Origin of the sequence: Microcoleus sp. A006_D1 (genome assembly GCF_036702805.1) — a bacterium.
Lineage (GTDB): Bacteria > Cyanobacteriota > Cyanobacteriia > Cyanobacteriales > Microcoleaceae > Microcoleus.
In genome coordinates this window covers 37,075-50,983 of the sequence record NZ_JAUBVZ010000009.1, presented here as the reverse complement: position 1 = coordinate 50,983, position 13,909 = coordinate 37,075, and the positions used below count along the sequence as shown (strand labels likewise).

2 protein-coding genes are annotated in these 13,909 nt (G+C 47.1%); both read left to right on the top strand.

The window, feature by feature from the left end; all coding sequences use genetic code 11:
* The first annotated feature begins 326 nt into the window (after positions 1–326).
* Positions 327–4,385: a putative Ig domain-containing protein gene (locus QUB68_RS17425; protein WP_332994775.1), complete on the top strand. Its 4,059-nt coding sequence runs from the start codon at positions 327–329 to the stop codon at positions 4,383–4,385.
* Positions 4,386–4,872: 487 nt separating this feature from the next.
* Positions 4,873–13,896: an FG-GAP-like repeat-containing protein gene (locus tag QUB68_RS17420; RefSeq protein ID WP_332994773.1), complete on the top strand. Its 9,024-nt coding sequence runs from the start codon at positions 4,873–4,875 to the stop codon at positions 13,894–13,896.
* The last annotated feature ends 13 nt before the right edge of the window (positions 13,897–13,909 follow it).

Below are 13,909 nucleotides of genomic sequence, written 5' to 3'. Positions count from 1 at the left end.
TATGCAAGTTAGGGATTTTTTAGGGCAACATACTCTACGACTACTGTTGCCTTAATTTGACAAATTTCCATAAATTTCAAACACTTTATGACTTTTATGAGTTGAGGCTTATGACTTTTATGAGTTGAGGCTTATGACTTTTATGAACTCAACAAATGACTTTTATGAATTGACTTATAGTTTCGTCTGTGGAATGATAGGGATGAATTTAAAAGCAAGCCTCCTCTTCCATAAATACAAGCGAATATCCAATTATCAGGATCAATTTTAAAAATGATCCAATTGGTATAAAAATGTCTCAGTTTTAATCCAATACACCCTATGCAGTGAATACAATCAGTACAATAAATTTTGGTCTTCCAACAACAGGCAATGCTTACGGTGCTAATGAACGTAAGACTGACACAGCAATTAATATCCCAGTCACTATCAATGAGACTCCCAAGGATACTTTAACTGTACCAATTGTCATTAACCCCAGCAGCACAGCTACTCAAAATTTAGATTACACTTTTTCGCCTACAACTATTACTTTCCCGGCGGGTACTACCACTCTTACTCAGAATGTTACAGTTATTATCAAACCTGATAACATTCCTGAAAATACCGAAACCGCAATTTTTAACTTTGGTACAATAACTGGAGGGGTTGCCGGTACAACAAAACAAGCAACAGTAGCAATTGCACCTAATGATAAAATCTCTTACGGGATTGCGGCTGCTATTCCTAGTATCATTGAGGGCAACACTGGGACAACTCCCTTAACTTTTACTGTGACTCGCGCTGGTGGTACTGCTGTACCGAGTACCGTTAATTATGCAATTAAAGGAACTACTAATAGAAGCGACTATAGTAGTATTGGTGGCACTTCTGGGGCAAAGGATGTTAGCGGTATAATCAATTTTGCGGCGGCTGAAACATCGAAAACTATCACTTTAAATGTGTTAGGTGATGGATTGGTTGGATTTGACGAAACTGTTGAAATTACGCTGTCGAATCCTGTGGCACCGGGGCCGATACCTGTAATTACTACTCCAGCTGCTATAACTACTGTAAAGAATGATGATACGGTCGGTTTTAGCATTACACCTAGGAGTATAACTGCTACAGAAGGTGGTGCAGCAGGTAGTTACAAAATTAAGCTAAATGCCCAACCGATCGCACCAGTTAATATTACCTTTAATACTGGTAATAAAATTAATCCGATCGCGCAAATGACTTTTAACGGCACTAACTGGAATGTTCCTCAAAATGTGACTGTTATTGCGATCGATGACAAGATAGCACAAGGACTCCACACTGGCACGATTACTCACACAGTTACGAGTACCGATCCGAAATATAACGCGAAAGTGATTCCCGATGTGACGGCATCGATTACTGATAACGATAGTGCAGGTGTTTCGATTGTCCAGCCGCTAGGTGGTATAAATCTTACTGAAGGCAGTGGAAAGGCTACCTACGGGGTGCTTTTGACTACTGCACCTACTGCAAATGTTACGATTAATTTTGACACGGGCAATTCAAATAATCCGCCACCTCTGACTTTTACGCCTAATAATTGGAATGTTGCTCAAAATATCAGCATTGAGGCGATCAATGATGGTAAAGCTAATGAAACCCGCAATGGCATTATTACTCACAAGTCTGCCAGCACGGATACTAAGTATAACAACTTGACGATTTCTCCTATAACTGCCACGGTTACTGATAACGATATTGCTAGCGTCAGCATTTCACCTACGAGTACAACTGCGGTAGAAGGCGGTGCAAAAGGCAGTTACAATGTCAAGCTTACTTCGCAACCGACGCAACCTGTGACGATTAGTTTCGCTACTGGGAGTCAAGTTGATGCGATCGCCCCAATCATATTTGACGCTACTAACTGGAATGTCGCAAAATCAGTCACTGTTACGGCTACAGACGATGATTTCATTGAGGATGAACACCTAGGGACGATCGCTCACACAGCTACGAGTGGTGATACTAAGTATAACAAAATTGGGATTTCTGGTGTGACGGTGGCGATCGCCGATAGCGATGTCCCACCCCTGACACCAACGACAACACCAACGACAACACCAACGACAACGACAACGACAACACCAACGACAACGACAACACCAACGACAACACCAACGACAACGACAACACCAACGACAACACCAACGACAACGCCAACGACAACGACAACGACAACACCAACGACAACGACAACGACAACGACAACGACAACGACAATACCGATCGCACCAACGGTAACTGGAACCGCTGGAATCACTGTTAATCCGACATCAGGATTAACCACCACAGAAGCCGGAGGCAAGGCAACATTTACCATCAAACTAAATAATGCGCCGACTGCTGATGTCAAAATTGACCTAGAAAGTTCCAATAAAGCAGAAGGAACAATTTCTACGCCCTCGCTGACATTCAACTCTGTTAACTGGAATTCCTCGCAGACAGTAACAGTAACAGGTGTTAACGACAATGTAGATGACGGAAATAAAGCCTACACAATTATTACAAAACCTGCTGTCAGTAATGATAGTAAATACTCCGGGTTAAATGCAGCCGATGTCACCGTTACCAATACCGATAATGGAGAGAAACTCCTCAACGAAATTGCCAATCGCCCACCAGTGCTAAACGACGGCCCCACTACAACCCCGTGGCATTACGGAAACCTAAAAAGCAGCAACTCACGAACATTCAACTATACTTTCCCGGCGAACACTTTCACAGATCCCGATCCGGGCGACAAACTAACCTATACAGCTACTTTGAAGGACGGCAAGCCTCTACCAAACTGGCTCAAATTCAACCCAGATACTCGTACACTCAGCGGTACAATTCCTAAACCGCAGGAGTTAACAATCAAGTTCACAGCAACGGACAAGGCGGGCGCTAGTGTCAGCGACAGTCTGGGTATGAAGCTGACATTTAGTAGCAAAGGCGTAGTCATTGACAATTACATTTCCGGCGCAACTGTCTTCCTTGATGCCAACAAAAACGGCATCAAAGATAGCAATGAACCATCAACTATCACTGATGCTAACGGTGAATATGATCTCGATATTCCCTTCGACATCTTCGACAAAAACAAAAACGGAGAAATCGACCCAGAAGAAGGCAATATAGTTGCGATTGGAGGCATTGACACCGCCACCGGATTACCCCTAGAAACCCCAGTCACCGCACCTGTCGATTCCAGTGTCGTCACCCTGTTAACCAGCTTAGTCACCGACTTAACTGACAAAGGAATTGCACCAGAATCAGCCCAATCCTTAGTCAAATCAGCCCTGGGAATCCCCGCGAATATTGACCTGACTACTTTAGACCCCATCAAGGCGACTAACAACCAGGAACCGGGCGGAGTCCAAGTCTTAGCCGCAATGGTGAAAACCCAAAACGTGATCACTCAAACAGCGGCTTTGATTGACGGTGCATCTAGTGCATCTACTAACGATATTGTCAAGGCTGTTGTTAGTTCAATTGGCGATAAAATTCAAGATGGTAGTGCCTTAAATCTCAGCAAGGCAGCGGATTTAGAGCCAATTATTCAGCAATCTGCTGTTAAAGTCCAGCAGATTGACCCCAATTTAAACATTCAGAAAGTTACGCAAATAGCCCCGCAATCCGCGATTGTAATGGCAACATCAAATCAGCGCGTTGATATCGCTGTTATCAATCCAACCGCAACATCAATCCCCCAAGCCGTTGCCCGTGTCCAAAAAGTATCTTTGGGTGAAACTTCTCAAAGTTTCAAAGCAGTTGGTGCGGGAAGTAAGCCAATTTCGCAGCTAGTTACTGAGAATACTGGTGCTGCTTTAGATAGCAAGATTCAAGGCACAACGCCGACTGGGCTTGCGGTTCCTGTTGTCACTGGTGATGTGAATCTGGGTAGCAATTCCCCTGGTAAAATCAATGGCACAAGTGGCGATGACTTCATCACCGGCACCAGCGATAATGATGTGCTGAACGGCCGACGAGGCAATGATTCCCTAGACGGTAATCTTGGGAATGACACTCTTTATGGTGGCAAAGATAACGATACTTTGTTGGGCGGTAGCGGTAATGATATCTTATTTGGCAATAAGGGAGATGATTTATTGGATGGTGGTTTGGGAGATGATACTTTGACAGGAGGAAACGGAGTTGATAAATTTTTACTATCTATTGATTCTGGGACTGATACTATTACCGATTTTGAAGATGGTAAAGATTTGCTAATTCTCGGTAATGGGGTGACTTTTTCGCAACTGGCAATTACTCAAAGTAATGGCTTAACTCAAATTAGTTTTGCCGCCACCGGAAAAGTTTTTGCTGATTTAATTGGAGTGTCTGCAACTCAGATTAATGCGGCGGATTTCAGTTTGCTGTAGTTAGCATTTAATGTGCGATCGCCCTGGATGACCCGGTTGGTTTAAACAACCGGGTTTTTTGATGAAATATCGCTAAATAATCTCATTTCTGGGCGCTTACCCGTAATTAAGGTGTCTAATTTGGGCGATCGCACATCACTTTACTTACCCAAAATTATGTATCAAAAGTGATGATTCAAAATTTCCGTACAATTGCACTTACGTTTCAAAAATATGTGTGGTAAGTAATCAATCTTGCATTGACCGTAGTAATAATACTTAATGTTTTCCGAAACTTTACCAAAACTTTAATTGACAAGGTGTTTTTTAAGAAAACTTTATATATATTCTCTAAAAAAACTGTTATTGTTGCTACAACAGATATTCCATCGTCAATTTGTTACACAGGGATGCTGTGTTTTTGTAAATAAAAATTGATAAATAGTTTCGTATGTAATTAACGAAATAGGAGACTCTTTGTCTTTTTTTAACCCCAGTCAGGTGTATTATGCCCAATTTAAATATTCCAGTTTCAGTAAAGTCGATCGCCTTTATCGACACTCAAGTACCAGATTATCAAAGCTTGGTGGCTGGGGTAACACCCGGTACGGAAGTAGTAGTTTTGGATGCGACGGAAGATGCGATCGACCAAATTACTCAAATCTTAGCCGATCGCACAAATATTGACAGCATCCACATCATTTCTCACGGCAGTCCCGGCCGCTTGCAACTGGGTAGCGGTGGCTTGAGTTTAGACAATCTAGAAGCTTATTCCGAGAAATTGCAGCAGTGGCGGAGTGCTTTCACACACGGCGCGGACATTCTGATTTATGGTTGTAATGTGGCATTAAGTGCGATCGCATTCATTCAGCGCATCGCCCAACTCACCAATACCAATGTTGCAGCTTCCAAAAACCTCACGGGAAGCGCGGCAAAAGGTGGCGATTGGAAACTCGAAGCAACAACCGGGGAAATTAAGACATCTTTAGCGTTTCAGGAAGAAGTCTTAGTCGCTTACAATCACGTTCTCTCGACATTCAGTGCTGCTAATAATTTTCCTATGGCATCAGATGCCTTCGTTCCCTCAGTAGACTACAACGGCGACGGCATCTTCGACTTAGTTGTAGGCGGAGTAATTTTCTTAGCCAACGGCACTGGGAGTTTTAAACTTCCCGTCAATAGCATAAGTAGCATGAGCGCCCTTAGCAACTTTAACAGCGACAGCATCCTCGACTTGGCAACAGTCAGCGGCACTAATACTGTTGCAATTCGCTTGGGTAATGGCACTGGCGGTTTCAACGCTCCCAATACCTTTGGGGCAGGGTTTCAAAACACCGGGATTGCTGTCGGCCAATTTAACGCCGATGCCTTCCCTGACTTGGCAGTAACAAACTTTAACTCCGGCAGTCCCACTGGCAACGTCTCAATTCTGTTGGGGAATGGGACAGGTGGCTTTACCGGCCCTACTAACATCAACCTTGGGACATCTGGCGCTGCTGGCGTTGTTGTAGGGAGATTTAATGCTGACAACTTCGATGATTTAGCAGTAGCTAACAGTTTATCCAACAACGTTTCTATCTTATTGGGGAACGGTAGTGGCGGTTTTAGTGCGGCAAGCAACTTCAGTACCGGGCAAAATCCCAATTCCATTGTTTCAGCAGACTTTAATGCAGATGGCAAGCTCGACTTAGCAACAACTAACAATGGTTCCAGCAACGTCTCAATTCTTTTAGGAAATGGCACTGGAGGTTTTAGTGCTTCAACTACATTTAGCGTCGGCAGCAGTCCTTCTTCCCTTGCCGTAGCCGATTTTAACGCAGATGGCAAGGTCGATTTAGCTGTAAATTCTGGCTCTTCTAATAACGTATCAATTTTAGTAGGAAATGGTACAGGAGGCTTTAATCAGCCGATCGACTTTGCTGTGATAGGGACAAGTCCCGGTAAGATATCAGTTAACGATTTTAACGGCGATTCCCTGCCAGATATGGGAGTAATGGTAACGAATGAAACCTCTAGCGAGGTATCAATTCTGCTGAATACACCCAGTAAGGTAAGTTTTGTCGGCGCTAAAAATAGTGGTACTTACAATGTCAATGAAGGCGCTACCGACACAGTAATTAACATCCCGGTTACTATCACCAACAGCAGTTCTTTTGGTGATGTAGTTGTACCAATTGTCATCGACCCTAGCAGCACAGCTACTCTAGGTGCTGATTACACTCTTTCAACTACATCTCTGACTTTTGCGGCCAACACTACTACTCTCACCCAGAATATTGCAGTCACTATCAAACCTGACAATATCGTTGACAGTAACGAACAAATTGTTCTAAATTTTGGCAAAATTACAGGTGGCACTGCCGTTACTGGTGGCAGCAGTCAAGCTAAAGTGGCAATCTTGGATCGGAATAGTTCTTATACTATTGCCGCCAATACTCCTAGCATTATTGAAGGCAATTCTGGCAAGACTCCCGCCACATTTACGATCGCTCGCAATGGCAGCACGGAACTTTGGAGTACGGTAGATTATAGTATTGCCGGAACTGCGACTAACGGCAGCGACTACAACAATATCGGTGGTACTTCTGGGGCGACGACTGCTACTGGCAAAATTACTTTTGCAGCGGGCGAAACATCGAAAACTGTTACTTTGGATGTGTTGGGCGACGGATTGGTTGAACCTGACGAAACAGTTACGGTTACGCTATCGAATCCTGTTTCACCGGGTGGCGCGCCGACAATTCCGACGGCAACTGCTACCATGACGATCGCCAATGATGACACTGCCGGTTTCACCATCGCACCTACGAACATCACTGCTACAGAAGGCGGCGCAACGGGCAGTTACAAAGTTAAGCTAAATTCGCAACCTTCTGCACCCGTTAACATTACCTTTAATACTGGCAATGCAATTAGCCCGATCGCCCAAATTACTTTTAACAGCACTAACTGGAATGTTGAGAAGACTGTCATTGCTACTGCGATCGATGACAATGTAGCACAAGGAACGCACACAGGGACGATCGCACACACAGCTAGCAGTACCGATGTTAGTTATAACGCCAAAGTGATTCCCGATGTGACAGCATCAATTACTGATAACGATAGTGCGGGTATTTCGATCGTCCAATCGGCCGGTAGTACAAATATTGCTGAAGGCGGTGCAACGGCTACCTACGGCGTGCTTCTGACTAGCGCACCTACCGCACCTGTGACGATTAATTTTGACGCGGGTACTCAAATTAGTGCGATCGCACCTATCACTTTTACGCCGAATAATTGGAATGTTGCTCAAAATGTGACCGTGAGTGCGATCGATGACAGCATAGCCCAAGGAGCCCACAGCGGGACGATCGCTCACACTTCTGTCAGCACGGATACCAAGTATAACAATCTGACGATTTCTCCTGTGACTGCCACGATTGCTGATAATGATGCCGCAGGTGTGACTATTTCACCGACGAGTACCACCGCTACGGAAGGCGGTGCTACAGGGACGTACAGCGTTCAGTTAAAATCCCAGCCCACCGCGCCTGTGACGATTAGTTTTGCTACAGGGGATCAAATAAATGCGATCGCGGATGTTACTTTTGACTATACTAACTGGAATGTGGCGAAACCAGTGACTGTCACGGCTACAGACGATGCGGTTGTTGAAGGCAATCATACGGGCAGTATTTCTCATACGGCTGCGAGTGCTGATGCTAAGTATAGTGCGATCGGGATTCCGGGCGTGACAGTGGCGATCGCCGATAACGATGTAACGCCGACACCATCACCATCACCGACACCGACGGGAACGCCGACTCCGACACCGCCGGGAACGCCATCACCCACACCGACGGGAACGCCGACTCCGACACCGACGGGAACGCCGACTCCGACACCGACGGGAACGCCGACTCCGACGGGAACGCCGACTCCGACACCGACGGGAACGCCGACTCCGACACCGACGGGAACGCCGACGCCGACACCAACTCCGACGCCAACATCTGTTACGCCGACACCGACACCAACTCCGACGCCAACATCTGTTACGCCGACACCGACACCAACTCCGACGCCAACATCTGTTACGGCGACGCCGACACCAACGCCGAGACCGATATCACTGTTTCCGATCGATAATATTGGCAGAGGTAACGACACACCGCAGGGCCTATCCGAATCTGCTGGGCTGTTTACCGAACTCCCCACAGAAATATCGCAGTTGCCCGGGCGCATTAGGGGAATTTGGGGAGACTACAACAACGATGGAAAACTTGATGTTTTAGCATCAGGAAGCGATCCGATATTCTCAATCGGCGATAGAACTTGGCTGTACCGCAACACGGGCAACACCCTAACTGTAGATAGCAACGATATTCGCGCTAATTCATCCGCCGCTTGGGGAGATGCTGACAATGATGGGCGGCTAGATTTCGTGGTAGATGTAGGTACAAGGTCTGCCACTGAGGGCATTGTGCCAGTGCGGCAAATCTTACTGTATGGCAATACCGGCAGCTCTTGGAGGCGATCAGATGTTACTTCCGATCGAGATTCCGATCGGCGTTCAGCAGGTTATCTTGCTTGGGCAGATTATAACAATGACGGCAAACTTGATTTCCTAGACGCCAACAATCGAAAAGCCAAAGATACTACCGGCCAATACGTACTGCAAAACGCCAGCCTGCTGTACCGCAACACTGGCAGCAGCCAGGTGCAAGATATTAATACCAGCGCTAATTTGCCAGGTGTTACCGACGGTGTGGCTGCTTGGGGAGACTACGACAGCGACGGGAAACAAGATATTTTGCTCACCGGCAATACCAATGCGGGCTATATAGCCAAGGTGTTCCGCAATACTGGCAGCGGGTTTACCGAAGATTTCGCCTTACCCGGTGTTTCTGGCGGTTCGGCAGCCTGGGGAGATTACAACAATGACGGCAAACTCGATATCCTGCTGGCGGGCGATACAGGTTCGGGCAAAATAGCCAAAGTCTACCGCAACACTGGCAACGGCTTTGAAGATGCCAATGCGGCATTGCCGGGGGGCAGTTTTGGAGCTTGGGGAGACTACGACAATGATGGCAAACTAGATATCTTACTCGACGGCAAAGTGTACCGCAACACTGGCAGCCGCTTTAGCGAAGATACCAATACCGGGTTGACTGGTGGCAATTTCGCTGGTGCTTGGGGAGACTACGACAGTGACGGCAAACTCGATATTTTGTTCAAGAACAAACTGTACATCAACAAAACTGCCAATGCCAATACTCCTCCCACTGTACCCGCAGGACTGCGATCGCAAGTTAATAACAGACAAGTTTCTTTCAGTTGGAATGCAGCAACAGACGCTCAAACTCCTGCTAATGGCTTAAGCTACAACCTGCGAGTTGGCACGACGGCCGACGGCACAGATATTGTTGCACCGATGTCTTTAAATGACGGAACTCGGCAAATTGTCGGATTGGGAAATGCCAATCAAAACACTAACTGGCAGTTAAAAGATTTACAACCGGGAACCTATTACTGGAGCGTGCAGGCAATTGATACCGCCTGGGCGGGTTCACCTTTTGCTGAATCGGGCAGTTTTACGATTAGCGACACTCCCGGAATTACTGTCAGTCCCACCAGCGGGTTAGCTACTACGAAAACAGGCGGGAAAGCTAAATTTACCCTCCAACTAAACAGCCCGCCCACGGCTCCTGTGACGATCGGCTTAAACGTTTCTCCTCAAAATCCTGTAGAAGGCAGTCTCTCGACTCCTGGAGTTACCTTTACACCAGACAACTGGAATATACCCCAAGAAGTAACGGTAACGGGACAACCCGGTACTCTGATGATGGCTGCGAACCGTCCTTACACGATCGTCACTGCCCCTGCAATTAGCACCGATCCCAAATACTCAGATATTGATGCTGCTGATGTCAGTGTCACCAATATATTCCGCTATCGGGGTTATTCAAGCCCAGAAATTTTAGTCGAGCCGGCAAGGGGGCTGACAACAACAGAAGCAGGCGGTACTGCCAATTTTAGTGTTTTACTTGCTAGCCAACCTAGCGCTGATGTCGTAATTCCAGTGAAAAGTGACAACACGGCAGAAGGAAATGCTTCTGTGTCACAGCTAATTTTCACTCCTGATAATTGGAATACGGCTCAGACTGTCACAGTCACAGGTGTTAACGACAATCAACCTGATGGGGACACCTCTTACAAAATTATCCTCGATCCTGCCCTGAGCGATCGCAATCCTGCAAGTTCGGGTTTCAATTACGCGGGCATCGATCCTCAAGATGTCAGCGTAACTAACCTCGAACGCAATTACACTTTCAGCAAAATCAATACCGAAATCTCGAATTATTTCAATGGCGGAGCGATTAGCGGTTGGGGAGACTACAACAACGACGGGAAACTGGATTTTATCGCATCGGGACGTTCTCAGTCTGTAGGCAGCTTCGGTAGTAATTCCGACTTCGTAGGCTCTTGGCTGTACCGAAATAGTGGCACTACCTTTACCGCTGACAGTGGCTACCCAAATTTGGGGTTAGCCAGTGCCGCAGCTTGGGGAGACTACGATAATGACGGCAAGCTAAATTTTTCTTTGCAAATAAATGGAATTGGCAAAATTCAAGCACCAAGCTTTCTCAAAATCTACGGCGCAACAAATCCATTCAACAGCCAGCAGAGAAGTTCCGAAGGTAGTTCCCAATCGTGGGCAGACTACAACAACGACGGCAAACTCGATCTTCTGAGTGCCACCCAAACAAGTATCACCAACCCACAGACAAGCGAATTGGTTCAGCGAAACGCCAGCGTACTGTATCGCAATAATGGGAATAATAGCGATGGTGTTTTAACGCCAGATATTAATGCCCAAATCCCCGGCGTTCTCAACGGTTCCTCTGCGTGGGGAGATTATGACAAAGACGGCAAGTTGGATCTCCTGCTGACGGGCGATACCGGTTCCGGCAAAATAGCCAAGGTGTTTCGCAATACTGGCACCAGCTTTACCGAAGCTTTCGCCTTACCCGGTGTTTCTGGCGGTTCGGCAGCCTGGGGAGATTACAACAATGACGGCAAACTCGATATCCTGCTGGCGGGCGATACAGGTTCGGGCAAAATAGCCAAAGTCTACCGCAACACTGGCAACGGCTTTGAAGATGCCAATGCGGCATTGCCGGGGGGCAGTTTTGGAGCTTGGGGAGACTACGACAATGATGGCAAACTAGATATCTTACTCGACGGCAAAGTGTACCGCAACACTGGCGGCGGCTTTAGCGAAGACGCGAGTGCTGGACTGAGTGACAGTGGTTTAGGTGCTTGGGGAGACTACGACAATGACGGCAAACTTGACATCTTGATCGGCAACCAAGTCTACCGCAGCAATACAGCCAATGCCAATACTCCTCCCACGGCACCCACAGGATTGTCGGCTGAGGCTTCCGGCCCAGAAGTTACCTTCAACTGGAACCCAGCAACAGACGCTCAAACTCCTGCTGATGGTTTAAGCTACAACCTGCGAGTTGGCACTACTCCCGGTGGGAAGGATATTCTCGCCCCCATGTCTCTCGACGATGGAACTCGGCAAGTAGTGGGGCTCGGCAATGCCAACCAAAACACTACCTGGCAACTCAAAGACTTGTCTCCAGGGACATATTACTGGAGCGTGCAAGCAATTGACACAGCTTGGGCCGGTTCACCTTTCGCCACAGAGGGCAGTTTTACAGTCGTCAACCGCCCCCCAGTTCTAAACTACGGCCAGACTACAACCCCGTGGCATTACCAATACCTACCAGTAAGCAACTCATCCACATTCACCTACACGTTCCCAGCGGACACTTTCACAGACCCCGATCTTCCGGGCGATAAGCTCACCTACACAGCCACTCTGATCGACGGCAGTCCCCTACCAAGCTGGCTCACTTTCAACCCAGATACCCGTACCCTCAGCGGCACAAGTCCCATAGCGCAGCAGTTAAAAATCAAGTTAACAGCAACAGACGAGGCGGGTGCTAATGTCAGCGATGACGATGGTATGTTGCTAACATTTAGCAGCACTGGTTTAGTGATTGACAGTTACATCTCCGGTTCAACTCTCTTCCTCGATGCCAACAAAAACGGCATCAAAGATAGCAACGAACCATCCACCACCACCGACGCAAGCGGTAAATTCAACCTCAATATTCCCTTCGACATCTTCGACAAAAACAAAAACGGAGAAATCGACCCCGAAGAAGGCAATCTAGTCGCAATTGGAGGCACAGACACCGCCACCGGATTACCCCTAGAAACCCCAGTCACCGCACCTCCAGATTCCAGTGTAGTCACCCTATTAACCAGCTTAATCGCGGACTTAACCGACAAAGGAATTGAACCAGAATCAGCGCAATCTTTAGTCAAAGCAGCCCTGGGACTCCCCGCTGATGTTGACCTGACCACCTTAGACCCCATCCTCGCCACCAACAACAACCAACCGGGCGGAGTCCAAGTCTTAGCAGCAATGGTGAAAGTCCAAAACGTCATCACTCAAACAGTCGCTTTGATTGACGGCGCATCCAGTGCAGCCAATCACGATCTTGTCAAAGCTGTTGTCAGTTCAATGGGCGATAAAATTCAAGGCGGTGCTATCTTAAATCTCAGCAATCCAGCCGCCTTAGAACCAATAATTCAGCAATCCGCTGCTAAAATACAGCAGATTGACCCCAGTTTCAAAATTGAAACTGTCACCCAAATTACCCAGCAAGCAGCGACAGTAATGGCAACAGCAAATCAGCGCATCGATCTCGCGATCGCCAATCCAACAGCAACATCAATTCCCGAAGCCGTGGCCCGCGTCCAACAAGTATCCTTGGGCGCAACGAGTCAAGACTTCAAAGCAGTTGGTGCCGGAAGCAAGCCAATTTCCCAGCTAGTTACTGACAATACTGGTGCTGCTTTAGATAGCAAAATTCAATCCGCAATCTTGCCCACAGGCCTTGCAGTTCCTGTTGTCGCCGGCGACGCCAATTTGGTCAGCAATTCCCCAGGTCAAATCAAGGGTACAAATAGCGACGACACCCTCACCGGCAGCAATGGCAATGATGTTATCTACGGCTTGCGAGGCAATGATTCCCTAGACGGCGGCCTTGGCAATGACACTCTTTTCGGCGGCAAAGGTAGCGATACTTTACTGGGCGGTAAAGGAGATGATATCTTGTTTGGCGGTCTAGGAGATGATACTTTGCTGGGCGGCGATGGCAATGATATCTTGTTTGGCGGCAAAGGAGATAATTTCCTGAATGGCGGTTTGGGAAATGATACTTTGACAGGAGGAATAGGAACCAATAAATTCGTAATTGCTACCAACTCCGGGAGTGATTTTATTACGGATTTTACATTTGGTGAAGACGTATTAGTATTGGGTAACGGGCTGGTTTCCGGGCAATTGACGATTAGTGAAGACCGAGGTAAAACATTAGTCAGGTTTACCCAAACAGGGGAGCTTTTAGCTACTATCAACGGAGTTGCCGGTAGCAGCATTAGCGCGTCGAATTTGAGATTGTTTTGATAAGATGGGGCGG

Bases quoted from the DNA above. Each gene is read 5' to 3' on its own strand.
- QUB68_RS17420 (WP_332994773.1), top strand. From the start codon at position 4,873: ATGCCCAATTTAAATATTCCAGTTTCAGTAAAGTCGATCGCCTTTATC.